This is a genomic window from Pedobacter sp. D749 (assembly GCF_019317285.1).
GTDB lineage: Bacteria > Bacteroidota > Bacteroidia > Sphingobacteriales > Sphingobacteriaceae > Pedobacter.
In genome coordinates this window covers 129,863-155,845 of sequence record NZ_CP079218.1, presented here as the reverse complement: position 1 = coordinate 155,845, position 25,983 = coordinate 129,863, and the positions used below count along the sequence as shown (strand labels likewise).

Here is a 25,983-nt window from a genome sequence, read left to right as displayed (position 1 = left end):
ACAAGTCATCCTCTCATTTAAAACTCAATTATTTCACTCACTCAAAACGCTGCCTCCCCCATTCTCTTCAACAGCTTTAAATGAGATTTTATTCCCCCAAAATAACTGGTGCAATTAGGCGTTATGCCACTTTCGTTTAACATTTCGTACAATATTTTACTGATCTGCGGATAATACACATGATGATAGTGGGGAAATAAATGATGGGCAATGTGGTTATTAAAACCGCCTAAAATAAAGTTTGCCGTTTTACTGAAAGGATGCATGTCGTTTGAACTCCTGATCTGGTTCATTAACCAGGAGGCATTAATATAACCCTGCGCATCAGCTTTCGGATATTGTGTTTCCTCTACATGATGAGTCATAAAAAAGGTAAACAACAAGAATAACGACTGGCTTAGGTGCATCATTAAAAAACCAGTTAGCACCACGTACCAGGGCTGGATTGCAAATATCATAGGCAATACAAGCAACAAACTGATATAGATAAATTTTTGGAACACAAACGACAGGTAATACCTCATGTTCTTTTTGGCGCCATAACCATCGTCACTAAATAGAATCACAAAATCTTTAATAAAAATCCAGAACAGCGAATAGCTTGTATAAGCTAATGGCGCATACAGGTATTGGTACGCATGAAACCAATAATATTTGCTGCCTGGAACCACGCGGATCAATTTCGATATTTTAAGGTCTGAATCATAATCTTCTACATTTGGCGCATAATGATGAGAATTAACATGACGCAGTTTCCAGGCCTCAGCATGCGCTCCAACCAATGTATAAATAGCTACAAAGCAAATGTGGTTAAGTCGCTTGCTTTTAAAGATGGTATTGTGCGAAAAGTCGTGTGAAAAATTAAAAGCAAAGAGCAGCGAGATAAAACCATAGATCACAAAGCAGCCCACAAAACCAATCGGGTTAGCGATATGGTACAAAGCTAAATAGGTCAATAAGGTGAGGAAGAAATACACCACGAATTTAAGTATGATGATCCGCATAAATACAGATTGATCAGCTACCACTTCTTCGCTAACGCGTTTGTATATCGCTTTTAGCAACTGACTATCAGCCGCTACATGAATATGTTTATCTTTCATATCGCATCGGGATTAAGTGTTCACTTTTACCCATCATTTTCAAGAACCTGAAATGAGAGGCCAACGATTCGCCATAAGACATTTCCATATAAGTAAGCCTGTGTTTTTTAGCCAGCGCTTTAAAAATTGGAATAATCTCAAGGTAGTGTACATGGCATACGTTAGGGAGCAGGTGGTGTACCGCATGTGCATTAAAGCCGCCAAGTGTCCAGTTTAAAAACCTGCTTTCAGCATGATAATCTATTGAGGTAAGCAATTGCAGCTTTGGCCAGCTCATATTCAATTTATGATCCTGATCAGGCACCGGGTGAGCTACATAATCCGACAAATGTGCCACGCCTAATACAGCCACAAACAATAGCGAAATGATAAAATGATTTAACAAAAAAGCCAGTAAAACCGTCTGCCAGCCGAAAGGCAACAGATAAACAGGCAAAATGATCATATAACCGATATATAAGAGTTTATATATCACCAGCTTTACAGCTTCAGTTCGGGGAATCTCCACTTTAATGGTGCGGCTCGATAAATTGAACAGCATCAATATTTCCCTGAAAAAGAACCAGTTAATGGAATAGAACAGATAAAGAAACGGTGCGTAAATAAACTGATACCGATGGAACCATAACAAAGGCTGAGATTCAGTCATCCTGAATAATGGGTTATTCAGCACATCGATATCACTGCCTTCTATATTGGTATATAAATGGTGCGATTCGTTATGGTTTTTGCCCCATACATAGGCGTTGTTCCCCTGGAGGTTAAAACTGAGCGAAAACAGTATCCGGTTCCAGAATTTACTCTTTACTGCAACGCCATGAGCCGCATCATGCGAAACATTAAAAGCAGTTAACAAAATAGAAAGTCCCATCAGCAGGTAAAAAGCGTAAAATGCAAATACCGAATGACTGGTAATCATTAAGGTGTAAAACAGGATGTCCAAACCGAAGTAAAGGAAAATCTTGAAGAACATTTTAGCGTTCCCGGTTTTCTGTAACCCCTTATCAATAAAATACTGCTCAATCTGCTCATTCAATTCTTTATAGAATTCGGAGCCTTCATCTTTTATAAATCGTAATTTGTTCATAACAGTGCGTTTTAATCTTAACCAAATCTAAAGCATAGTACAAACCGAAATAAATCTTAAAGATTACAATAACCGCAATAATTATTGTTTAAAGAAAATAAATAATACACATAAAGTTTATAAATTATATTTTGCAATTTAATCTTTTGCAATAATCCCTTTGATTATTAAAAAACAGTATATTCAATTAATAAATTAATCTTTATGGATAATCAGCAAGAACTATTTTTTCAAGCCATTAAAGCTGTATTGCCCGAATACCAGAACCTGGCATTGAGTATAGCCGAAGAGTTAGGGATAAGCACCAATGAGGCCTATAAGAAAATCAGGGGCGACAGCAACCTTACTTTTCAGCAAATCATCAAGCTTTCTGATTGTTTTGATGTCCCATTTCTTTACAACCCGAAACAATCGTTATCTGTTACGTTTAGCTATTTAAGTGTAAATGAAGATTTAGATATGATTGGCTATCTCCAAAATTTACTGGACAATATAAAAGCCATTAAAAACAGTAATAAAAAACATATTACCATCACCACTGATGATATTCCTTTATTTCATTTTTTCAAGTACCCGGAACTCACCAGCTTTAAACTTTTCTTTTGGGCAAATAGCACCAATAACACCGGAATACCTTTTAGTTCGTCCTATATATCCGACGAAATTATTAAAATTTCGCAGGAGCTGCACGCTGCCTACCTGGAAATACCAAGCACCGAAATATGGTCAAAAGATACGGTAACCGGCACACTCGAACAAATCAGGTATGCATTCGAAGCTGGCCATCTTACTGATAATGAACTGGCTGTAAAAATTGTAGAACAGGTAAGGTATTGCCTAACCGATATGAATATGTATGCCATTAGCAGTAAAAAAACCATCGACCCCAACCACACCTTTAATTGGTATAGTTGTGATGTACTGGGGAGCATTGCGTACCTGGTTGATTTTAAAGACCGCATGACCTGTTACAATAGGTTTAATACTTTTAATTATTTAAAAACCGAAGACCAGTACTACTGCAAACAAACCAAAAAATGGATGCAGGGGCTGATTATGAAATCAGTTTCATTTAGCGGCCAGGGCGAAAAACACCGCAATAAATACCTGTATAATGCCTTTGCCGAATGCGACAAGTTGTTAAGGGAGATGAGTTAGTTCTTTAGTCTGAAGTCCTTAGTCTTGAGTCGATTGATTAGTCTGGCGTTTAGAGAGAGTTACCTATTCTCCAGGTAAAGATCCTTTTACTACGCATAAATGGCAGGCTCCAAAAGAATGGTCGTCATCTCGACTGTAGCGCAGCGAAAATGGAGAGATCTTTGAACTATGTAAATTCTCCTCTGCGGTCGAAATGACACCACTTGTATATCTGTCATCATCCTACCTCTTCCATCTTCCATCCTACCTTTTCCATCTTCCATCCTACCTCTTCCATCTCCCATCCTACCTCTTCCATCCTTTCTCTTCCATCTCCCATCCTACCTCTTCCATCCTTTCTCTTCCATCTCTATTTAGCATATTACATTTTCCATCTTTAACCTATATTTGCACATGCTTAAAAAAGAACGCTACAAACTTTTTGTAGAACATTTTTCGGCCAAGCAGCCTGATGCAGAAACCGAGTTACATTACAATAATCCTTACCAGCTTTTAGTAGCGGTAATCCTTTCTGCACAATGTACCGACAAAAGGGTGAATATGGTAACCCCTGCACTTTTTCAACGTTTTCCCAATGCCAGGGCTTTAGCTGAAGCTACGCCCGATATTGTTTTCGATTATATCAGAAGCATCAGTTATCCGAACAATAAGGCAAAACACCTGGTGGGCATGGCTAATATTCTGGTTAATGAATTTAATGATGTAGTGCCTTCGGGGATTGACGATTTACAGAAAATGCCTGGCGTGGGCCGCAAAACTGCCAATGTAATTGCCTCTGTAATTTACAATGCACCGGCCATGGCGGTTGATACCCACGTTTTCCGTGTGGCTAACCGTTTGGGTTTAACGAACGGTAAAACACCATTGGCAGTTGAAAAGGATTTAGTGAAAAACCTTCCCGAACACGATATTCATATTGCACACCACTGGCTCATTTTGCACGGTCGTTACGTTTGCGTGGCCAGAAACCCCAAATGTGATGTTTGTGAAATTACCTACATGTGCAGGTACTTTGAACGGTTAACCGCCCAAAACGAAAGAGACAAATTAAAAGCTTAAAAAATATTTTCACTTTACTATTGACATTAGCCAGAAAACATTTAACTTAGCTAAATATTTTAGTATTATAAATATCAACATTTAAGCATATTAGCCGATAATCAATTATATTTACGCAATCAATGAAAAAAGAAATGAGTACTGCAAATCCAGATAAATTAAAAGCCCTACAACTTACTTTAGATAAGTTAGAGAAATCATACGGTAAAGGCACCATCATGAAACTTGGCGATACTGCCATTGAACCCATAGATTTTATTTCTACCGGATCAATCAGTTTAGATATTGCTTTAGGTATTGGCGGTATTCCAAAAGGCCGTGTAATTGAAATTTACGGACCAGAATCCTCTGGTAAAACAACTTTAGCTACACACATTATTGCCGAAGCACAGAAAAAAGGTGGTATTGCTGCTTTTATCGATGCAGAGCATGCTTTTGATCAGTTTTACGCAAAGAAACTAGGTGTAGATACGGATAACCTTTTAATCTCTCAACCAGATAATGGTGAGCAGGCACTAGAAATTGCCGATAACTTAATCCGTTCGGGCGCTATAGATGTAATTGTAATCGACTCTGTTGCCGCTTTAGTTCCTAAAAGTGAAATTGAAGGTGAAATGGGCGACAGTAAAATGGGTTTACATGCCCGTTTAATGAGTCAGGCTTTACGTAAATTAACCGGAACAATTTCTAAAACCGGATGTTGCTGTATTTTCATTAACCAGTTACGTGATAAAATTGGTGTAATGTTTGGTAACCCTGAAACCACAACCGGTGGTAATGCCTTGAAATTTTATGCATCAGTACGTTTAGACATCCGTCGTATTTCACAGATCAAAGATTCAGACGAAGTTTCTGGTAACCGCGTTAAAGTAAAAATTGTTAAAAATAAAGTGGCTCCACCTTTCCGTATCGCAGAATTTGATGTGATGTTTGGTGAAGGTATTTCTAAAAATGGTGAAATTGTTGATTTAGGTGTTGACTTTGGCATCATTAAAAAGGCAGGATCCTGGTACTCTTACGGAGATACTAAACTTGGTCAGGGTAGGGATGCCGTAAAACAATTGTTAAGCGACAACCCTGAACTTGCAGAAGAGCTGGAAATTAAAATTAAAGCCGAAGTAACAGGCGAAAAATTGGCTGAGAAATAAGCCGGATCAATTCCGTTAAACAGAAAAAAGCGCACTAATTTAAAAATTAGTGCGCTTTTTTCTGTTTTAGATCTGGTTAATAACTAACCGATATACCAAAGTTTACCGAAGTACCCCTTCCCTTTGAATAAAAGCCCGGTTGCATAAACCATTGTGCCCTTGCCGGGAAATAATCCTGGTTAAATATATTGTCTACACCTAAGGTAAGTTTCGTGTTCTTCTTCACCTGATAAATTCCTGCAAAGCTGAATAAATGATATGCTTTTACCGCACCCTCATTTCCATTATATATGCCGTTCGCATTTTTCTCAAATCTGTTGCGCGAGTTGATACCCGTATAGTTTAGGGTTAAATCCAACACCTTTAATGGACTATAAGTTACCGAAGCAGTAACTTTTGGAGCCGAAATACGGCGGCCATTGAGATACAAGTCACCAGCATCGTTAAACTTTCCATTTTTATCGATATCACGCTTGCCTTCTGTATAACTGTAACTTGCGGCTAAACCCAGCTGATCAAATAAATGATAATCGGCCGCCAATTCAAAACCATAAATTTTTTCAGGGTTCCTTGCGGTATTAAATAAACCGGTAGCAGGGTCATAAACCACTTCAATACCTAACTTGGAGGTACTGATATAACCCGACGCAGAAAATGTTAATCCGGCAATTTTACTTTCAAAGCCAGCCTCATAATTATTAACCTTTACCGCATCCGTATTGATCTTATCAATGCTGTTTACTTTGGCATCACGTAATGCCAGTCCAATATCCATTACGGAAAAACCTTGAGAGAAACTTACAAAAGGACTAAAAACATTAAATTGATTATACCTTAAACCCGCATTAAAAAGATAAGTGCTGTATTTTAAATTGCCTCCGGTTACATCAAAAGATGGCGTAATGGTAGCATTGTTTGCTCCGGTAGTTCTTAAAGTACGGTAATCATCAACTGCAATATTTACATTTTCGTAGCGCAAGCCAGTTTTAAATACAAGCTTGCTTAAAATATTAAAATCTGCCTGCGCAAAAGGTGCAATGTTGGTCATATTCATCGTTGGTACCCATACCCTCCCATCAACCAGCGGCTGTGCGGTTTTATCTTTCATGAAATCTGCACCATAAGCCAGATTCATTTTCAAAAAGTCGAGGTTCAATATTGGTGTTTCTAAAAACAGACGTGCTCCTTTTTTATCATTTTTGGCGAGCGATTGTCCATCGCCCCCATCAAAGCGACCTAAAGAAACGTAAAAAACATCTTTACGGGTTTCGTAGTAAACATCCGCATTCAAACTCGAATTGAGAAACGTACTGTCAATCTTGTACGATAGATTTAAATTGTGGTTATAATCTACTCCGGTTGGGATACCAAGCGGTTTTCCTAAAACACCGGTTGCTTTCTGACCAGTTGCCAGATTACCGTTTACCAACGTAAAATTACTGTTCTGCAAACTGCTGTATGTATTGTAGGTAAGCTGAATGCGTTGATTTTTTGCCGGTACATAACCTAACTTGGCAAAAGCATTATAGCTATCGGTTTCACCTAAACTGTAGTTTGGCCCTACCACATCACCTTTTGCATCTTTATATTCGCCGGTTTGCTCATACATTCCACTCACCACGTAATCAAATTTACCCAGTTTTCCATAAAACATTTGGTTAATCCTACCCCCTTCAGAGTTTTTAACTTTAACCAGCGATCCGTTTAAATTAAGCTGGGTTTTACCGGCAAATCTTGCTGCAGTATCCGGAACCATGGTGATGTAATTCACCAAACCTCCCGCAGCACCATTACCATAAATGGCAGTGGCCCCTTTCACCACTTCTATACGCTCAAGTACTGAAGGGTCTATCGACCTTAAATCTACTTCTGCATTTCTTAATGGCGAAGATTGCGAAACACCATCTATCATCACCAGCATTGGGCGGCCTCTTAAGTTTTGCCCTACATTATTCCCTGTTTGTGCTGTAGGCGCAAAACCAGGCACCTGATTGGCTAGTATAGTGCTCAAATCTGGTGTGATGGCCATCTCTTTCTCCAGTTTTTTCTTGTTTACAATACTAACTGAAGTGGTAATATTTTTAATGTTTTCCGGCTTTCTCGATGTAGAAATTAACACATCATCCAGCATATTGGCTACTGGTTCCAATACAAAATTAATAATTGTATCGGCCCTTATGCCTGCAATTTGCTGCGTAAATGATTTATATCCAATAGCGTTTACCTGAATATTAAACGGAACACCGCTTTTGATATACAACGTATAATAACCTTTGCTATCTGCCTGGATTTTCTGACCTGATAAAGAAATGGTTGAGTATGGAACCTCATTTCTTTGATCCTTTATGTGTCCTTCAATCTTCACGTTTTGGGCATGCCCCAAAAGAAGATTACACATTAATATGGTAACGATTAGTATAGTTTTTTTCATCTATCTTTAATTTTCGGCAAAGATAGAAATTATACACTAATAAGAATAGGTCTAAATAAGAATTAGAATACCTTAATTAATTCTGGCTGAAAACTGTTTCGAAATCTTTGGTCACATAAACAATTACCAAAAGTGCGGCAATAATCAGAGCACCTAAAATAATCACCCCCCAGCTTCCTTTTAGTTTGTTTTTGTCATTTCTGATTAACCAATATAAAATACCGATTAGCGGTATCGCACAAACAATCCAAAATATTAACGATGCTCCAGTCATATATATAAATTCAATTTAAACAATTCTCGTTGCCAGTTTTCAATTGGCGGTTTAAGGGCTATAATCCCCTAAGCAGTCGTCATCCTGAACTTGTTTTATTAGTTGTATTGATTGCTTTCAATGGTCTAATAGCTACTTCGTGGTCAGGATCTTATCCGGATAATTAATCACCCTGGAGTCCTTTACATCAACTCGCAACGAGCTATCGTTGTAAGATTGCTTCGTCGGCTGAAAAAGCTTTCTCGCATCCAATAGCTATCGGATGACGAAAAAAGGACAACCAGTTAAGCAATTTCAACAATTAACCATGTCCAGTTAACAGTTTGCAATATCGCAATGAACAATTCAACAATCAAACAATTGACCAATTAACTAATGAACCAATGACCAATGAACCAAAACTAAAACTCCATCCGCGCCATTGGCGAAACATCCTGCCCTACAAAATCCTGTTTCAGGTACTTTTGGTACCCTGCAATGGCAATCATACCCGCATTATCAGTGCAATACTGAAACGCCGGTATATAGATGTTCCAGCCCAATTCATCGGCTGTTTGTTGCAGGCCATTTCTTAAACCAGAGTTTGCCGAAACACCACCTGCAATAGCAATTTCTTTAATTCCGTATTGTTTTGCCGCTTTCTTTAATTTGTTCAGCAAAATTTGTACAATGCTATGCTGAACCGATGCACAAATATCATCTAAATTTTCGGCAATAAAGTTAGGGTTCTCTTTTTCCTGCTTCCTGATAAAATACAGAATAGACGTTTTAAAACCACTAAAGCTAAAATTCAGATCTGCGATTTGGGGTTCTGCAAATTTAAACGCCAAAGGATTTCCATGCTGTGCATGTTTATCAATCAGTGGTCCCCCGGGATAAGGCAAGGCCAGTAATTTAGCGGTTTTATCAAAAGCTTCACCAGCAGCATCATCCAATGTTTCGCCCACGATTTCCATATCAAAGTAATCTTTTACCAGCACGATTTGTGTATGTCCGCCAGAAACCGTCAGACAGATAAAGGGAAAAACCGGCTTTGGATCATCAATAAAATGCGCTAAAATATGCGCATGCATATGATTGACAGAAATTAAAGGTATATTTAAAGCTAATGCAAAAGATTTTGCGAAAGAAACGCCGACCAATAAAGATCCTAAAAGACCTGGGCCTCGTGTAAAAGCTACCGCATTAATGTCCTGTTTTGTAACTTTAGCGTTAATTAAAGCCTGTTGCACGGCAGGCACAATATTTTGTTGATGTACCCTTGAAGCTAATTCAGGTATAACACCACCATAATTTTGATGAATTGTTTGGTTTGCAATAACATTGGCAGTAATTTTGCCGTTGTTACAAATAGCAACGGACGTATCATCGCAAGAAGACTCAATAGCAAGTATAACAGACAAATTATTAATATTTAAGCTGCAAAATTATTAAAAAACTATTTAAAATACTCCTTTGGGTAATCGCATCAATAATCTTGCTGGCTGCGCTTCTTGTTTTTTCGCTACAATTTAAGCCTGTTCAAACTTATTTTGCGCAGAGAGCTGCCGCATATTTATCTAAAGAGCTTAAAACAACCATATCAATCAAGAGTCTTTATATCAAGCCTTTTAAATCTATTGTACTCGAAGATTTATTGGTTTTAGATTTACAAAAAGACACTTTATTGAGCACGCCTCAATTTATGGTCGACATTACTAAATTATCCATTGATAAAAAGATTATTGATATCAGTACCGTTCAAATTAACGATGGCCAGTTTTTCCTAAAGGAGTTCAAAGATAAGTCTTCTAATCTCGATTTTATCATTAACTACTTCGATTCTGGTAAACCCAAGGTAAAGAAAAAGAAAAGTAAGCCTTTTGATGTAAGTCTAGGCCGCCTTATTTTAAATAAGTTTGCCTTCAGGTACATCAACTACAGGGCAAAAGACACCACGCAAGGCAAAAGTGTAAACTTTGATAACGTAAACGTTAAACAGCTGAGTGGAATTTTTGAAGGACTGGACACCAAGAATCATTTGCTTAAAACCAATATCAAAAACCTAACTTTTAAAGAGCGTAGCGGATTTTACCTGAAAAACTTAACGGCCCAAACCACGATAGACAGTAATGCGATAGAGCTGAAAAACCTGTTGCTCGAAACCAATCAGAGCCGTTTAACCGATTACTACCAAATGCGGTTTAAAAGCTATAAAGATTTTAACCACTACATAGATAATGTGCGGATGAAGGCTATTTTTAAAGATAGCCACATCACCTCGAAAGATGTTGCATTTTTTGCCCCTGAGCTGAATACCATGAAACTCGACCTGGATGTTGATGGTCAGATTACGGGTTTAGTGAATAACCTTAAAGCCAAAAAATTATCATTAAGGACTGGAAAAGCCACACATATTAAAGGCGATTTTATTATAAAAGGGCTTCCGAAATGGAAAGAAACTTTTATGGACCTGAATATTGAGATGGCAGGAACAAATAAAACCGATCTCGAAGAAGTGCTGGCGGGCATTACCAACAGCAAAAAGAAAATTGTTCCGGTAATTGTAAACAAATTTGGTAACATCAATTTCAACGGAAGTTTTACGGGTTTTCAGAACGATTTTATTGCCTATGGCGAATTTAAAACCAAACTGGGTCGCATCGTTTCGGATGTGAACATGAAAATCGATAAAAAGGATGTCCCATCTTACACCGGAAACGTAAAAACCTATGATTTTAACATCGGCGATCTGTTAGATGAAAAGAGCCTGGGCCGGATCAGCTCTTCTTTATATGTGAAAGGCCGTGGAACGGAATTAAAAGATTTAACCGAAAAAATAAATGGCGATGTAGATTATATCGACTTTAACAAATACAGGTACCATAACGTAAAGATTGATGGTACTTTTGATAAAAAATATTTTGATGGCAAGCTGAGCATTAACGACCGGAACATTAAACTGGTATTTGATGGAGGTGTTAACCTGAACCCTAAACTGCCGGTATTCAATTTTAATGCAACCATTTCCAAGGCACGTTTAAAATCCTTAAAACTGTTGAAAGATTCGTTGATGGTGGATGCTAAATTTACCACTAATTTTTCGGGTACCAACCTGAATAACATATCGGGTAAGTTATTGATCGAAGAGATCAGGATGCAAAATCCAAAAGGCACTTACAGCGTAGATTCGGTACAGTTAACAGCCAATGGCACGGGCGCAAGTCGCGTATTGGATATCCGGTCGGATATTTTAGATGCCAGTATTAAAGGCGAATATGATCTCAATTCTATTGTTTCTTATTACAAAGCCATCGCCAAAACGTATATTCCTTCGTTAAAGGCCGATATTATAAAATACAAAAACCAGATTTTTCAGTTTAACCTGAAGGTTAAAAAGTTCGAACCGCTGGCGCAGATATTTGCACCAGGCCTGGAATTAGAAGAAGGCGCTACACTAACAGGAGATTTCGATTCGCGCAACAATACCGCAACGCTGAACGGTTTTGTGAAGAAACTAAAATACAGCGGTATTGTGGTAAACAACATCATCCTCGATGAAAATACCACCACACAACAACTTCAACTGATTGTAACCTCTGATCGGGTGCAGATTAACGACAGTTTATTTATTAAAGATGTAAACGTTTCCAACATCCTGCGGAACGACAGTCTGGCCTTCAACGTAAAAATGTCGAACGCTGAGGAAGACAATCAGCTCGATTTAAACGGATTGGTAGAGTTCACAAAAAACCAGGATACAACGGCAAGGTTGAGCGTATTACCTTCTATCTTAAAAATCAATAACGAAGAATGGCGCATCCAGGAAAAAGTACGGATCGTGCTCAACAATGGTAAAACAGAGATCAGTAATTTCGATTTAACCAACGGAAAGCAACAGGTTGTGATTGATGGATTAATTTCAGAAGACCCTAAAGATTTAATCAGTGTGGGTTTTAAAGATTTTAGCTTAAAAACCCTGAACCCTTTTACCAAAGGTTTTGGTGTTAAATTGGGTGGAAACCTTAACGGGAAGACTGATTTGTATGGCATATTAAAAACACTTAGGGTAACAGACGACTTAAAGATCGATTCGTTAAACTTTAACGATATCTATATCGGCACCTTAACCGATACCTCATCATATAGCAATGAAAGCAAAAAGCTTAATGTGTTTACCCGCATTGTAGCCGACAATTCGGAGAATTTTAAACTGACTGGAAATATTGATCTGAAAGAAAAAGAAATCGACCTCAGCGTAAAAATGGATGACAGTAAGCTCACTGTAATTGAGCCTTTTGTTAAACAACTGGTATCCAATTTAAAAGGAAATATCTCAGCCGATTTAACGGTGAAAGGCAAGTTAGAAAAGCCAGAAATTAATGGTAATTTATCGTTAGATAAGGGACAGCTGATGGTAAACTACCTTAAAACCACCTATGTAATTACCGATAATGTAGAAGTAAACAATAGTGTGATTAAACTGGATAACTTCACCTTAAGCGATCTTGAAGGCCACGAAGCTACAGCAAACGGCACTGTAGATTTAAACGATATTAACTACCCAACACTGAATGTAAAGGTGAATGCCAACAGTTTAATGGCCTTAAACACTACCTCGAAAGACAATTCCATCTACTATGGCCGCGCATATGGCACAGGTGTATTTACGTTTACGGGCCCAACCAACAAAATGAAGATCGATATTAAGGCGAAAACGGAAAAAGGAACTGTATTTAACCTGCCGCTAAATAGTTCTGAAACCATATCGGATAAAGATTTCATTAATTTCGTGAGCCGCGATTCGACTGTGCTGGTTAAGAAAAGAACAAACTTTGATGGTTTAACTTTAAGTTTCAAATTAACCATCGATCCGAATACCACAGCGAACATATATACCACCCTCGGCAATTTAAGTGGAAAGGGTAATGCTGAGCTGGCCTTAAACATCAATAGTGTTGGTGATTTCGAAATGTCTGGCGATTATATTATTGAGACCGGAAGTTTCGACTTTACGGCCCAGGAGGTAATCAACAAAAAATTCGACATCAGGCAAGGTGGAACCATCCGCTGGACGGGTAACCCTACTGCCGCGCAGATTAACTTAAAAGCGGTATATGCTTTAAGGGCAAGCTTAAATGACCTTTACAAGGCAGCAAACCGCGACGCCAGCAGTAATGCCAACCAAAGGGTGAATACCGAAGTAGAAATGGGCTTAACGGGCTTACTGTTACAACCGGATATTAAGCTCGATATCAATTTTCCGGCACAACCTTCAATTAAAGAAGAACTGCAAACCTATTTGAGCGATCAGAACAACCTGAACCTTCAGGCATTCAGTTTAATTATCAGAAGAAGTTTCGCTCCCGGAAACGGTGGGCAGTCCATTGGGAACCAGTTGAGCTCAACCGCTACCAGTACGGCTACTGAATTGGTTTTTAACCAGTTTAACAACGTACTTTCTTCGTTAAACTTAAATTTTGTCGATTTAAACGTCCGTTCCTTAAGCGAGGCCAATGCATCGTTTAAGTTCTTTAACGATCGTTTAATTATTAATGCGGGCATTGTAGACCGAAACAGTGCGAACGATTTTACTGTGATCGATTTCTCTAAAGATAATGTGGGTAGAGAGGTTGAGGCACTGTTCCTGATTAAAAAAGACGGAAGCTTAACAGTAAAAGCGGCAAATAAACCACCTACGCAACAGAGTATATTCTTAAACAGCGGAATTAGTTCAACCGCAAACGTTACCTCTTTCGGCCTGGTGTATACCCAGCAGTTTGATACTTTTAAAGAGTTTGTTCAGAAAATTTCTGGTGCTTACCGCCGAAACCTGAAAAGAAAGAGCCAGGCACCGGTTAAAACAAATAAATCTTTTAACAAAGACGCGATTATCAACCAGAGTAAAGGGAACCAAAGGAGGTAGAGGTTGGTTCATTTGTTCAATGGTCAATAGTTCATTGGTATGGGCGAGGGCGTCATTCGTTCTGGCGGCAATCTTAGCGCCTATTGCATCATGGTCTTGAACGAATATAACAACCGTGCAACATAGAACCTGACCACGATTAGCTATTAGACCATTGAAAACAATCAATGCAACTAATAAAACAAGTTCAGGAGGACGAACCGCAGGACTGATTAATCGACACCAAGGGCTTATATGATCTTATATTGCTTATATGGTTAAAACCGATCGATGGCTATTTGGTTAAGTATAAAGATCCTTCACTGCGTTCAGGATGACAAAATTTGCTTTTCGATTAACTGACTTAGAAGCGAGAAAATAGATTTTCTCCACTCCGTTGCACTTCGGTCGAAATGACGATTGCAGGCCGCGTTTAGCAGAAATCTATCCAGAGAGAATGAATTCGAAAAGTCTGTCATTCTGAATGAAATGAAGAATCTCTAACCTAAGGGATTACGGCTTTTATTACCTATAAATTTATGATTGTAAAATGCATTGATAAAGATCCTTCACTGCGTTCAGGATGACAAAATTTGCTTTTGGATTAACCGACTTAGAAGCGAGCAAAATAGATTTCTCCACTCCGTTGCACTCCCGGTCGAAATGACGATTGCAGGCAGCGTTTAGCAGAAATCTATCCAGAGAGAGTGAATTCGAAAAGTCTGTCATTCTGAATGAAATGAAGAATCTCTAACCTAAGGGATTACGGCTTTTATTACCTATAAATTTATGATTGTAAAATGCATTGATAAAGATCCTTCACTGCGTTCAGGATGACAAAATTTGCTTTTGGATTAACCGACTTAGAAGCGAGCAAAATAGATCTCTCCACTCCGTTGCATTTCGGTCGAAATGACGATTGCAGGCAGCGTTTATAAGAAATCTATTCCAGGAGAATGAACTGGAAAAGTCTGTCATTCTGAATGAAATGAAGAATCCCTAACCTAAGAATCACTGACTTTATTACCCATAAATTTATGATTGTAAAATGTATTTGATAAGATCCTTCACTGCGTTCAGGATGACAAATTATACTGGAATAATCAGCATTTTTGATTTTAAATTAAACAAAAAAGCCAGTATCAAAACTAAGTTCAATACTGGCTTTTTTCTCACTCAGACTTGGGCTGACTCCAAACTGGACTATCCTTTCATAATCGAATGGCCCATTTTATCTCTTTTGGTGGTTAAATAACGTTCGTTATGTACATTACTGGCAATCTCGATCGGGATATTTTCTACCACTTCTAAGCCATATCCAATTAAACCTGCTCTTTTGGTTGGGTTATTACTCATCAAGCGCATTTTAGTCACGCCTTCCGATCGCAGGATCTGCGCACCTACCCCATAATCGCGTTCGTCGCCTTTAAAGCCTAATTTAATATTTGCTTCAACCGTATCAAAACCAGCATCCTGTAAGTTATACGAACGTAATTTATTAATCAGTCCGATACCTCTCCCCTCCTGGTTCATGTATACCACAATACCTTTACCTTCTTTTTCGATCATTTCTAAGGCTTTATGCAACTGCGGGCCACAATCGCAACGGCAAGACCCAAAGATATCGCCAGTTACACAAGAGCTGTGTACACGTGCTAAAATAGGCTCGTTGCTATCCCATTCACCTTTAGAAATGGCTAAATGTGTAGCATTATTATCTAACTGCGTATAGGCTGTCATTTTAAAATCGCCCCAGGCGGTAGGTAAATCGATACTCACCTCTTGTTTAATCAGGCTATCCATGGTTAAACGGTAGGCGATTAAATCTTCGATTGATATAATTTTTAACTGGTGCTGTTCGGCAATTTTAAATAAATCAGGAAGTCTGGCCATTTCGCCATCTTCTTTTAAAATCTCTACCAACAAACCTGCAGGTTTCATTCCGGCTAAACGCGCTAAATCTACTGCCGCTTCTGTATGACCTGCACGGCGGATTACGCCACCATCTTTGGCTATTAGCGGAAAAATATGTCCTGGCCTGCCCAACTCTTCAGGATCAGTTTTAGGATTCACCAAAGCCAGCATCGTTTTAGAACGGTCGCTCGCCGAAATACCTGTGGTGCAACCATGGCCAACCAAATCTACCGAAACCGTAAAATTGGTTTCATAAGCTGCCGTATTTTTGCCCACCATCAAACTAAGATTTAACTCTTTACAACGTTCTTCTGTTAAAGGTGCGCAGATTAAGCCACGGCCGTAAGTAGCCATAAAATTGATGATCTCGGGCGTTGCATTTTCGGCTGCCGTTAAAAAATCACCTTCATTCTCTCTATTCTCATCATCTACAACAATAATCACTTTACCAGCTTTTATATCTGCGATGGCCTCTTCTATTGTGTTTAATTTTGTTTGCATTTTATAAACATTATGGGGCAAATGGTGTGTAAGACGTATTTAAATCAATTTATACCACAAACAATAACCCATACAAATGTACAACCTTATTGAGCAATATTTGGATTAAAATATCATCTGTAAGTAAAGGAAAAGAGGCCTATTTTTCCCTCTTTTTAAACAATTTAAGAAAGAGCTGCTTGTAGTAATTTACATCAAATAAGGCCGAATCTACTGTAGCTTTATAGGTTAGAAAAGCTGCCAGCGGCGACAAAACAATTACGGCAATCCACATCCCGAATATAGGGTTTAAATTACCTTCACGTGCTGATTTTTCGGCCACCGTGGTAATAATGTGGTACACCAGGAAAAAACAAATGGCCACCACCACAGGTAAACCCATGCCTCCTTTTCGAATAATGGCACCCAATGGCGCACCAATAAAAAACAACAGGATGCAAGATGCTGCCAGGGTAAATTTACGCTGGTATTCTACTGTGGCAAAAATAATTTCGCCGGTTAAATCGGTTTGGCGCGGACCCCAGTTGGGTACGTGCTGCATAATATTTGCAACCGTACTGCTTGCATTATCGAGGGCCAGCTTTCGCGATCCGTTAGGAATGCTCTTCAATATTACATCATCAATTTCTTTCGGTGCGGTTTTTACCTTTGTATAACCTCTGGCCACATTAAACTGTTTGAAGTTACTGTTGAGGTTAGCAATAGTACGCATCTTCATCGTATCCAGTTGTTTCGTCAACGAATCGCGCTTTCTTACAATCCCTTTCAGGTTTAACATGGGCGTACTGTTTCCGAAAGCATTAGGGTCGGTGGTATTGCCATCAAAAGACGACATATCAAAACGCGGTGAAGTTTCTTTAAAACGGTTCCTTGTAAAAATCTGCCGGGGGTTGTACATGCCGTTTTTCGAAGACTGCTCCTCGTACTGCACACCATTTTTAAGGTTAAGCACCAAAAACTTACCATCGGCGGTTTTATTCATTTTCCCTTCTCTTGCCAGAATTACTTTCGGGATACCATTATTTTCACGGTGATCGTAAATCATGATATTGTGCAGCGTACCGTCTTCCTCCTTCGAATCGACACGGATGGCATAACCCGGAATGGCATTGTTAAAGACCCCTGGTTTAATTAAAAATGAAAGTTTTTTATTCCTGATATCATACAGCAATGAGCCAAATTTGAGGTTGGCTTTGGGCAGCATGTAATTGGCAAAAAAGAAAGAGGCTACCGTGAGCATTAAAATTACCACGAACAGTGGGCGCATGGCTTTCTGCAAAGAAATACCTGCAGATTTAATGGCCACCAGCTCATAATTTTCGCCCAGTGTACCGAAAGTCATGATGGACGAAAGTAATACCGATAGTGGCAGCGCCATGGATACGTTGGCAGCCGAAGCATAATACATCAGCTCCAGAATGGTGTACCATTCGAAACCTTTTCCAATTAAATCATCAATCCATTTAAACAGAAAAAACATCAATAGAATAAACATCATAACAAAAAATGTTGCTATGAATGGCTTCACAAATGCTTTTATTAATAGAAGATGTATTTTTTTCACCCTGCAAAGGTAAACAATACGGAGATAATATTACGCACCCAAAACGCTAATCAGATAATCGATCTGGTTATCCCAGATTAATTTTTTCTCTGCAAGAAGCTCATCAGTAGTAAAATCGGTGATCGAGAGGGCAACATCATTGGTTAGTTCGTCCTGTACAATTTCCATCTCAAAATAACATTGAGGTTCATCATCCAGCCACTTAAATTTAACCAGTTTATTTTCTTTAATGGAAACCAGTTTGGCTTTTAACTGCTCATCATCCCAGGTAAAAGTATATACCTGATCACGAAAATTTACATCATCCGCAAACCATTGCGATAAGCCGTTTGGCTCACTTATAAAACTATACAATATGCGTGGTGACGATCTAACTTCGTACTCTAGTGTAAATTTTTTCTTTTCTGCCATTTTTAGTACACTACCAGGATAATTTCCGGACTATTTTTTAATATTATTTTTCTAAAGAAAGGTAATTTATTCTATATCTGCAACAATATAATTTTTATTGGTTCATGGTGCAGGTTTAGTGGTTCATTTGCCATTGCTTTACTGATTATTGAGGTTAATCGGTAAATTGTTTAAATCGGTTAATCGACTCAAGACTACCAACTCTGGACTCCGGCCTGATTTCATCGGTTAACTGGCTTCTGACCAAAAGCTCCATCATCTATCTTATATTCTCCATATTCTTAACCACAAAGCGCACCGAGAGAAGGCACAAAGGTCGCAGAGTTGGGAGGGATAAAGAATACCGCTAAATCTGTTATAAAAAGCGGGGGTAAAGTCCTTTCACCACATAAGGAATTTAGTTCATTTAAGTTTTCGATTGAACTTATATGTCTTATATGGTTATTTAACCACGAAGCACACCGATAGAAGGCAAAAAGTCGCCGAGCTGGGTGATAAAGAATATCACTAAATCTGCTATAAAAAACTGGCGTACAGGTCTTTCACCATATAAGGAATATTAGTTTATTTAAGTTTTCGATTGAACTTATATGAACCTTATATGTCTTATATGGTTAAAAAAGGCCGGTAATTATTGAAATCTGTTAAGTAACTTCGAATAAGGCTCCGGACTGATTAATTGGCTTCAGTATAGGACACACCAAATTCCTTTACCCATCCTGTACCTTTTGTTTACCCTTTCTCTATACCAGGTTAACCCCAGCGTTACCCTTTGCTTACCTATTCTTTACCCTGGCGTTACCTCATTTATTACCTAAAGGGTAAAGGATTGACGAACATCAGCTAGAGTAAGGGTTACTTTGGTGAGAACCTGGTAGCACCAGGGGGTAATCAATCTTGTTGAACGCATTAATTTATCAGCTCAAATGGCCTGCTGAAATACGCCCGCAGTTGCCATAAACAACATTCTAAATAACATACTAAGACCAGGAATGAATTTAATTTTGGCACATACCTGCCGATTTACAGCAATTCGTTGCGTTATTTATTCCAAAAAACATTGCGCTCAAGGCTTAAAACAACAAAAACAGCCTACCAAAAAACAATCAAATTTACTGAGCAATAGCACTTTAAAGTATTTTTCACATTTCTTTTTATTAAAATGTATATTTATTCTATATTTGCAACTCTTAAAAATAACCACATCGATATTTACATTATTCTGTAAATATTAAGCCCGGCGGGGTAGCTCAGATGGTTAGAGCGCAGGATTCATAACCCTGAGGTCGGCAGTTCGATCCTGCTCCCCGCTACTGATCAAAAGCTCATCGAAAGATGGGCTTTTTTTGTTAGAGGGGATTTTGTTATAAGTGTTTTAGACCTAATAACCACTAAATCCTCATTGATCTAATATACCAATTTTCTTTTATCTAAATAAGAAAACATCAATCACAGACCTCATTTACTGATGCATTAGCTGACGCACTTATTCTTGCTTTCATTAAGAATCTTTAAACTTCTAAATAGATAGAGATTTTGAGAGGTCGATTATCAAAAGCTTTCCCTCACAAAAAGAGACAAACTTCTAGTTATAACTCTAAAACGACAAGTAAATTTAGGACGAGACAAATCTTCATAAATCTCCATTTTACTTTAAATATCGGACAAACGATACTCTTAATTCTATCTCAATTTTGCCAACATGTAAAAAAGCTGCTTATTGGTTTTAATTGACAAGAATTTTAGCAAACAAATATGTGATCATTTCTGACATTTCCACCAAAGCATTTACAAAAATGCTTAACTTGCATTTATAACGCTCAAACCATGGCATCACTAGCATTTAACCAATACCAAACATTAGATGATATACTACTTGCTGTTTTCGAAGAACTGCTCAAAAGACCCTTCAACAACAATAACCATAGAGGAACTAGTAGCGAAATCATTGGACTATCTTTCACTTTAACAAATCCCCGAGCAAGATTGAGCAGAAGCGAGATCAAATCGAAAGCTTTTAGCACCTTGGGTGAGTTGTTATGGTACCTTGCAGGAAGCAATGAATTGAAGTTCATCGAGCATTATATCGAAGATTATAAGGACGATAGTGACGATGGAAAAACTCTTTATGGGGCATACGGCCCTCGGCTGTTCAACATGAGGGACCAATATAATCAATTTGAGAACATAACCAAATTGCTTACAAAAAATCCATTAACCCGTAAGGCAGTTATTCAGCTTTTTGACGCGATGGACCTTGTAGGTGAGCACAAGGAAATTCCGTGCACGTGCACTATACAGTTTTTGATCAGGGCGAAAAAGCTCAACATGTATGTTTCAATGAGATCAAATGATGCCTACAAAGGCCTACCCCATGATATATTTGCTTTTACAATGTTGCAGGAAATTATGGCAAGGAAGCTTGGTATTGAATTGGGACACTACCATCATTCAGTAGGTAGCCTCCACCTTTACGACGAGCAAGTCAAACAGGCAACACAGTTTGTGGGCGAAGGCTATCAGGAATTGGGTTTAAATATGGCACCAATGCCTGTTGGTGACCCATGGCCATCTATAATTGATTTGCTAAAATACGAAGCTGGTATTAGAACAGGAAAGATAAGCGAGGTGGATTCATCGGAGCTTGATGATTATTGGGAAAATTTGGCAAAATTACTGCTTATCTATAAGCTTTCTTATTCAAAGAACACACAAGATAAGATCAAGGATATTATGGCTACAATGGACCCAATCTATAAGGTGTATATCACACCACGAATAAAAAAAGTTAACAAGCTCAACCAAAAGGATGGAGAATGAAATTTATGACCTTATTGGGAGGTTACAGAAAGATGAAATTGATGGTTTAGATGTTTTAAAGTGGGCAGCGCCAATTGCCTCCTTTGGTGATCCAGCAATCTCTAGGATAGCTACGCTAGGCTTGAATCCAAGCGACAAAGAATTTACTGATAATTCCGGAAACGAACTCAATGGTGTTAATCGAAGATTTCATACCTTAAAATCATTAAACCTGAAAAACTGGGGTGAAACTACACCGGATCAGGTTTCAATGATAGCCCAGCAATGCAGAGATTATTTTTCCAGAAACCCATATGATAACTGGTTCAAACGTCTCGATTTCCTTATATCGGGAACCTCACTTTCCTATTATTTTCCTTCTAACGAAGCCTGTCATCTCGATCTAGTGCCTTTTGCTACAGGTATCAAGTGGGCTATGTTGTCCACAAAACAAAAGAAAAGCCTGCTTTCTCAATATGGGGATATATTGGGAAAACTGATAAATGCCTCTCGGATAAAAGTTCTTGTACTGAATGGGAGGACTGTTGTAAATACACTTTCTCAGATATCCGATGTTGATTACCGTGTAACTGAACAGCCAACATGGAAGTTGCAACGGACAGGCGATAATTATATCGCAGGATTTTCATACGAAGGAACAATCCATCGTATCGGCACTATACAACTAAATAACGAAATAACTATCTTAGGCTTCAATCACAATATTCAAAGCAGTTTCGGGGTAACATCCTCTGTTCAGTACCAAATCCGTTTGTGGATTACAGAGAAATCAAAACAATTATTATGAGACCACCAAAAAATGTAGCGCTTGTAGCTAAATTACGCGCCGACCTTCAAAATTTCGATCAAAATTACACCCCATTAAATGGAATCCAAAATGCGGCTGAATTCGACTGCTTCCTACTCCAATTGGAAGATAGTATACGCAGGATTCAATATGTTCAAACCATAGCTTTAAAGGCACATAATGCAAGTTGCACAAATCCTAACCTCAGCGGCTTCAACCCTCTCAATGCTGCTGTTTACTACCTTGTTAATGGAAATATTGACGAAGCGGCTTGGCTTGTATTTCTTGCTACCCATTTCGGAAAGGATAAAAAAAATGGATGGGGGCTAATGAGGGCGGTCTATTCTGGGCTAGGTGCTCACACTTGGGATTGGGCTACTGTTTCGGCGGCTCCACAACTACTGGGTCATTGGGTAGCTGCAAATCAAATCCAACTGAAGGCACGTGGCAACTTTGGCAACCACAGAAAATATGCGAGCCTGAAATATTCAGGTACGGGGGTTACTATTGATAGTTATGTGGATTGGATAGGCCCTCAACAAAGTCATATCTTCAAATTTGCGCAACTGGAACCGGCAAATGCCACAGCTAGAACTAGGTTTCACGCATTTTATAGAGCTTTCTCAAGACATGTTTACGGCTTTGCCCGTATGGGTGCTTTTGACTTCCTTACAATGATGGGAAAAGTGGGAATATTGAATATTGAACCTGACCTGATTTATATCAAAGGAGCTACAGGACCGGTATCAGGAGCTAAACTTCTATTTGCAAACAATCCACATGCAACAATCTCCAACACCAAGCTTGAAACCGATCTTGGGCAATTGGAAGGACTTCTTGGCGTGCCTTTCGGCATGCAAGTGCTTGAGGACGCCCTTTGTAATTGGCAGAAGTCCCCAAACAACTATATACATTTTACGGGTTGATTGTTGTTGGCATATTATCCCAGGTAAACCTACGCTTATAATAATTGTACCGATTGTGTTCTATCCTGCCCAGATGCTGAAGTTGACCGATAACGATACCTGGCGACACCCCCAGAGAACTGGCAAAACCAACAATCGACTTTTTATTGGTAACAGATAACTTCATCATCTGCGGCCTTTTTTCTGATGGGATTAATGTCTCTGCAGCAAATTCATTTGCTTCCTTTTCTTCATTGCTAATCATTCTGTTTTTGCCGATCTCTTCAACAAAAACAGATCTGTTGCCATGAAGAAGTAGGTGCGCCGCTTCGTGGAAAAAGGTAAACCAAAAATGGTCATCGGTTAGGTACCTAAAACTAAGCATGATCAGTGCCCGATCCTTAGTAAGGAATTTAGTCACCCCACTGGCCTGACATCCACTAGGCGTTTTGGCTATTGCGATTGCTACACCAGAATTGGCACAGATTTTCGCGAGTTTAGGGAGAAATTCAACCGGGTCTTTAATTTTTGTAAGTTTTTTGATTTCGACAAGAGATGACATGAACAGTTCTGAACTCCAAGGTACGCACTTGATGGGATTACTCTGAATTTCTCCCTGCCTAAGCCATGCAGCTACCGCCGCAGGTTGTTGTTTGAAGGCGGATGAGGTCCTGAATGACACTTGAGCCATTTCAGCTTCGTATTTAATTTGCCACTCAGTAATCGATCCAACCCCGAAATACTCCAGAAGTGCAGGAATACTCTTTGAAACATGCTGTTGAATCCATCCAAATTTAACCATGTCTGCTATCGGAAGCAATTTCAACCAAGCCGTTTCAGCGACTTTTTTCAGTCGAATCAAATCTTCGCGGTACTGAAATTCCCGTCGCATCCAAAAGTCAACAGATGAACCAAGGACTTTCGAAAGTTTTAGAGAAATCTCTGTGGTGATCTCCATTTGTCCTTCAATGAGGCTTTCTACCGTCTCAACAGAATTCTCCATTCTATTTGCAAATGCCTCAACGGATATATTTCTTTCGTTGAGCAAATCTATTATCGTGTCTCCTGGCGCTGAAGTCCAGTTCGGCAGAAATGACGTAGAATTTAACATATTGGTCCTATTTGCATAAGTTTAACACGACTGACTTGATGCCAATCCATCTTTCCATCCTCCAAAATTGGTGAAGGTGTATGTCCTGAACAAAAAATCAGCAGCTCTTGTGTTGATAAATTTAATTTATAGGCAGGATTGCCTTGATGGGTAGTCTCTCCTGGTGCGCCAGCCATTAGTCTGGAGACAAATTCTTCGGCCCGCATATCGGCCAAACGTCTTTTAAGCGCAAGTGCTACCGGCTCACCTAACATGGCTTTTGCTTTATCTTCATTATAGCATATATCGCGAACGTTTTCGCTCACAAAAGTTAGTTCCAAGAGAGTCGTCTTTCTAAGTTTCCGTTAACAGATCGTTAAATTAATGTTCCCAAACATTAAAGCGCAATGTTATTGAAACAATATCAATTTACAAAATATTTGTCCTACATTTAGCCAGAATTGTTAACATCTCAACACATGTTGAAATTAATCCTTATCCAATGGTCAATGTTGCTGCTGCCATCATTCTGAATAACTCAAAAATTCTAATTGCAAAGCGGACCGCCAGAAAATTTCTCGGTGGATATTGGGAGTTTCCTGGTGGCAAGATCGAAGTAGGTGAAACTCCGGAGGTTTGCCTACATAGGGAGCTTGCGGAAGAACTTGAGATAAGTGTCAAGATAGATAACTTCCTAACAGAACAAATTTATGATTACGGACAGTTTGTGGTATGCATGAAAGTTTTTCTTTGTACAATGAATACCGGAAAAATCGTCCTAAATGACCATGAGGAATACAAGTGGGTCGAAAAACACGAACTCCTTTCTTATGACCTTGCGCCAGCTGACATTCCTCTTGTTGAATTTTACCTAGAAAATGGTAGATAAAAATCTCTTCGGGTGCACACACTGTATATTTGTTCAGAAGGAAAGCAACTCAGATATACATCATCCGGTAATCAAATTGGTGGCCAGTTTGGTCCGAAACAGAGTCGGCACTTTCACTGAAATGCCATCACTAGCGCGCTGAGGAGAGCGGTGAGCTGGATGACTTGTGCTTTTAAACAAAATAACCCTGCGATTCAGCACTTTTTCAAAATTCGCTATAGCAACACTAAGGAGTAATTTATACTGTGTCCAACTCAATTGTGCATGCAGTGCATGCACAATCGGAAAAGTACGATAAAATTGGCGATAGAGATTCATCTGACGAACAGAAAAGCCACTTCCAAATTCAGGTTGCAACTTTTCTGAAAGGTATTTGATCAAAAAACTTCCATAATCTGCTCGGTCTTTGCTCTGCTGTTCTTCTTCAAAAATCCGTTTGCCGATATGCCAGTACATTAGCGTCCTTTGGTGATCGACAGCTCGCACCGCCCTATCATTGGATTGAGCTATGATAGCTTTCAGGTCTGATATTATAGATTGGTTTACAAGCATTTTAGGCTATAAATAAATTTACCTTCTAATTAGTAAAGATACGAAAAACAGGCAATTTAGTTGGTATCAGACAGACTTTTGATTCCGAATAAAATGTGAATTATCATGCTAATTAAGGAAAACACTTACAACTTTTTCTTTTTCCTATACTGCCCCTCAATCTTGTTATTGACCACTTTTTCAAAATTACTATGGCCTCACAATGTTCATAAAAGTTCGATTTTCCGCCGATTGACTCTACTGATTAAAAGCTCATCGAAAGATGGGCTTTTTTTGTTTAAAGCTATTTCATTTTATCTAAGCCGAGTCGGAGACTCTTTTTTATTGGCTCATCCGCAGAACTCCTGCGGAACGCTATGGATAGTGGGTGTGAAATTTATTAAAGTTTTTCAAATCCTATCATTAC

At 38.8% G+C, this 25,983-nt stretch carries 19 protein-coding genes and 1 tRNA gene; 9 read left to right on the top strand and 11 right to left on the bottom strand.

The window, feature by feature from the left end; all coding sequences use genetic code 11:
* Positions 1-41: 41 nt before the first annotated feature.
* Entirely contained in the window at positions 42-1,103 is a 1,062-nt protein-coding gene (locus tag KYH19_RS00705) for a fatty acid desaturase (RefSeq protein WP_219077187.1), read from the bottom strand.
* Positions 1,093-2,190 (bottom strand): acyl-CoA desaturase, encoded by a 1,098-nt coding sequence (locus KYH19_RS00700; RefSeq protein ID WP_219077186.1) that lies wholly within the window; start codon positions 2,188-2,190, stop codon positions 1,093-1,095. The genes KYH19_RS00705 and KYH19_RS00700 overlap by 11 nt, the downstream gene beginning before the upstream one ends.
* Before the next feature lie 204 nt (positions 2,191-2,394).
* Here KYH19_RS00700 and KYH19_RS00695 point away from each other — a divergent pair, with 204 nt between their 5' ends.
* From KYH19_RS00695 to recA, 3 genes are all read left to right on the top strand, one after another.
* Positions 2,395-3,348, top strand: a complete 954-nt coding sequence (locus KYH19_RS00695; RefSeq protein WP_219077185.1) for a hypothetical protein — start codon at positions 2,395-2,397, stop codon at positions 3,346-3,348.
* Positions 3,349-3,741: 393 nt separating this feature from the next.
* On the top strand, positions 3,742-4,407 hold the full coding sequence (nth, locus tag KYH19_RS00690; RefSeq protein WP_132403171.1) for an endonuclease III: 666 nt from the start codon (positions 3,742-3,744) through the stop codon (positions 4,405-4,407).
* Between the two features lie 134 nt (positions 4,408-4,541).
* Positions 4,542-5,555 carry a recombinase RecA gene (gene recA, locus KYH19_RS00685; RefSeq protein WP_132403300.1) on the top strand — a complete coding sequence of 338 codons (1,014 nt, stop codon included), beginning with the start codon at positions 4,542-4,544 and terminating at the stop codon, positions 5,553-5,555.
* A gap of 76 nt (positions 5,556-5,631) precedes the next feature.
* Here the strand turns inward: recA and KYH19_RS00680 are convergent, their stop codons facing one another.
* The 3 genes from KYH19_RS00680 to tsaD all read right to left on the bottom strand — a co-directional run bounded on the left by KYH19_RS00680 (position 5,632) and on the right by tsaD (position 9,663).
* Positions 5,632-7,986: a TonB-dependent receptor gene (locus tag KYH19_RS00680; protein ID WP_219077184.1), complete on the bottom strand. Its 2,355-nt coding sequence runs from the start codon at positions 7,984-7,986 to the stop codon at positions 5,632-5,634.
* 76 nt (positions 7,987-8,062) lie between these two features.
* Positions 8,063-8,260 (bottom strand): hypothetical protein, encoded by a 198-nt coding sequence (locus KYH19_RS00675; RefSeq protein WP_219077183.1) that lies wholly within the window; start codon positions 8,258-8,260, stop codon positions 8,063-8,065.
* A 401-nt stretch (positions 8,261-8,661) separates the two neighbouring features.
* Positions 8,662-9,663 carry a tRNA (adenosine(37)-N6)-threonylcarbamoyltransferase complex transferase subunit TsaD gene (tsaD, locus tag KYH19_RS00670; RefSeq protein ID WP_219077182.1) on the bottom strand — a complete coding sequence of 334 codons (1,002 nt, stop codon included), beginning with the start codon at positions 9,661-9,663 and terminating at the stop codon, positions 8,662-8,664.
* Between the two features lie 74 nt (positions 9,664-9,737).
* On the opposite strand from tsaD, the gene KYH19_RS00665 reads away from it, so the two are divergent.
* Complete coding sequence (locus tag KYH19_RS00665; RefSeq protein ID WP_219077181.1) at positions 9,738-14,165, top strand: translocation/assembly module TamB domain-containing protein; 4,428 nt, start codon at positions 9,738-9,740, stop codon at positions 14,163-14,165.
* 1,182 nt (positions 14,166-15,347) lie between these two features.
* On the opposite strand, the gene KYH19_RS00660 is transcribed toward KYH19_RS00665, so the two are convergent.
* The 3 genes from KYH19_RS00660 to KYH19_RS00650 form a co-directional block, all read right to left on the bottom strand.
* Entirely contained in the window at positions 15,348-16,559 is a 1,212-nt protein-coding gene (locus tag KYH19_RS00660; protein ID WP_121282076.1) for a bifunctional 3,4-dihydroxy-2-butanone-4-phosphate synthase/GTP cyclohydrolase II, read from the bottom strand.
* A gap of 139 nt (positions 16,560-16,698) precedes the next feature.
* Entirely contained in the window at positions 16,699-18,123 is a 1,425-nt protein-coding gene (locus tag KYH19_RS00655; RefSeq protein WP_219077180.1) for an LptF/LptG family permease, read from the bottom strand.
* 30 nt (positions 18,124-18,153) lie between these two features.
* Positions 18,154-18,534, bottom strand: a complete 381-nt coding sequence (locus tag KYH19_RS00650) for an START-like domain-containing protein (protein WP_055911440.1) — start codon at positions 18,532-18,534, stop codon at positions 18,154-18,156.
* A gap of 1,239 nt (positions 18,535-19,773) precedes the next feature.
* Between KYH19_RS00650 and KYH19_RS00645 the strand changes: the two genes are divergently transcribed.
* From KYH19_RS00645 to KYH19_RS00630, 4 genes are all read left to right on the top strand, one after another.
* Positions 19,774-19,847: transfer RNA gene (locus tag KYH19_RS00645), tRNA-Met, on the top strand.
* A gap of 514 nt (positions 19,848-20,361) precedes the next feature.
* On the top strand, positions 20,362-21,354 hold the full coding sequence (locus tag KYH19_RS00640) for a thymidylate synthase (protein ID WP_219077179.1): 993 nt from the start codon (positions 20,362-20,364) through the stop codon (positions 21,352-21,354).
* Positions 21,344-22,141, top strand: a complete 798-nt coding sequence (locus KYH19_RS00635; protein ID WP_219077178.1) for a hypothetical protein — start codon at positions 21,344-21,346, stop codon at positions 22,139-22,141. Before KYH19_RS00640 ends, KYH19_RS00635 begins: the two co-directional genes overlap by 11 nt.
* Positions 22,138-23,067, top strand: a complete 930-nt coding sequence (locus tag KYH19_RS00630; RefSeq protein WP_219077177.1) for a hypothetical protein — start codon at positions 22,138-22,140, stop codon at positions 23,065-23,067. Before KYH19_RS00635 ends, KYH19_RS00630 begins: the two co-directional genes overlap by 4 nt.
* Here KYH19_RS00630 and KYH19_RS00625 read toward each other — a convergent pair.
* Together KYH19_RS00625 and KYH19_RS00620 are read right to left on the bottom strand one after the other, a co-directional pair.
* Positions 23,057-24,157, bottom strand: a complete 1,101-nt coding sequence (locus KYH19_RS00625; protein WP_219077176.1) for an ImmA/IrrE family metallo-endopeptidase — start codon at positions 24,155-24,157, stop codon at positions 23,057-23,059. The genes KYH19_RS00630 and KYH19_RS00625 overlap by 11 nt on opposite strands.
* Complete coding sequence (locus KYH19_RS00620; RefSeq protein ID WP_219077175.1) at positions 24,151-24,462, bottom strand: hypothetical protein; 312 nt, start codon at positions 24,460-24,462, stop codon at positions 24,151-24,153. The genes KYH19_RS00625 and KYH19_RS00620 overlap by 7 nt, the downstream gene beginning before the upstream one ends.
* 176 nt (positions 24,463-24,638) lie before the next feature.
* Between KYH19_RS00620 and KYH19_RS00615 the strand changes: the two genes are divergently transcribed.
* Positions 24,639-25,025, top strand: a complete 387-nt coding sequence (locus KYH19_RS00615) for a (deoxy)nucleoside triphosphate pyrophosphohydrolase (RefSeq protein ID WP_219077174.1) — start codon at positions 24,639-24,641, stop codon at positions 25,023-25,025.
* Between the two features lie 60 nt (positions 25,026-25,085).
* Here the strand turns inward: KYH19_RS00615 and KYH19_RS00610 are convergent, their stop codons facing one another.
* Complete coding sequence (locus KYH19_RS00610; protein ID WP_255562519.1) at positions 25,086-25,577, bottom strand: DUF1016 N-terminal domain-containing protein; 492 nt, start codon at positions 25,575-25,577, stop codon at positions 25,086-25,088.
* Between the last annotated feature and the right edge of the window lie 406 nt (positions 25,578-25,983).

Excerpts from the sequence above, each read along its gene's own strand:
- KYH19_RS00705 (WP_219077187.1), bottom strand. The coding sequence starts at position 1,103 with ATGAAAGATAAACATATTCATGTAGCGGCTGATAGTCAGTTGCTAAAA.
- KYH19_RS00700 (WP_219077186.1), bottom strand. The coding sequence starts at position 2,190 with ATGAACAAATTACGATTTATAAAAGATGAAGGCTCCGAATTCTATAAA.
- recA (WP_132403300.1), top strand. The coding sequence starts at position 4,542 with ATGAGTACTGCAAATCCAGATAAATTAAAAGCCCTACAACTTACTTTA.
- KYH19_RS00610 (WP_255562519.1), bottom strand. The coding sequence starts at position 25,577 with ATGCTTGTAAACCAATCTATAATATCAGACCTGAAAGCTATCATAGCT.
- nth (WP_132403171.1), top strand. The coding sequence starts at position 3,742 with ATGCTTAAAAAAGAACGCTACAAACTTTTTGTAGAACATTTTTCGGCC.
- KYH19_RS00635 (WP_219077178.1), top strand. The coding sequence starts at position 21,344 with ATGGAGAATGAAATTTATGACCTTATTGGGAGGTTACAGAAAGATGAA.
- KYH19_RS00615 (WP_219077174.1), top strand. The coding sequence starts at position 24,639 with ATGGTCAATGTTGCTGCTGCCATCATTCTGAATAACTCAAAAATTCTA.
- KYH19_RS00650 (WP_055911440.1), bottom strand. The coding sequence starts at position 18,534 with ATGGCAGAAAAGAAAAAATTTACACTAGAGTACGAAGTTAGATCGTCA.
- KYH19_RS00640 (WP_219077179.1), top strand. The coding sequence starts at position 20,362 with ATGGCATCACTAGCATTTAACCAATACCAAACATTAGATGATATACTA.
- KYH19_RS00680 (WP_219077184.1), bottom strand. The coding sequence starts at position 7,986 with ATGAAAAAAACTATACTAATCGTTACCATATTAATGTGTAATCTTCTT.
- KYH19_RS00660 (WP_121282076.1), bottom strand. The coding sequence starts at position 16,559 with ATGCAAACAAAATTAAACACAATAGAAGAGGCCATCGCAGATATAAAA.
- KYH19_RS00675 (WP_219077183.1), bottom strand. The coding sequence starts at position 8,260 with ATGACTGGAGCATCGTTAATATTTTGGATTGTTTGTGCGATACCGCTA.
- KYH19_RS00625 (WP_219077176.1), bottom strand. The coding sequence starts at position 24,157 with ATGTTAAATTCTACGTCATTTCTGCCGAACTGGACTTCAGCGCCAGGA.
- KYH19_RS00630 (WP_219077177.1), top strand. The coding sequence starts at position 22,138 with ATGAGACCACCAAAAAATGTAGCGCTTGTAGCTAAATTACGCGCCGAC.
- KYH19_RS00695 (WP_219077185.1), top strand. The coding sequence starts at position 2,395 with ATGGATAATCAGCAAGAACTATTTTTTCAAGCCATTAAAGCTGTATTG.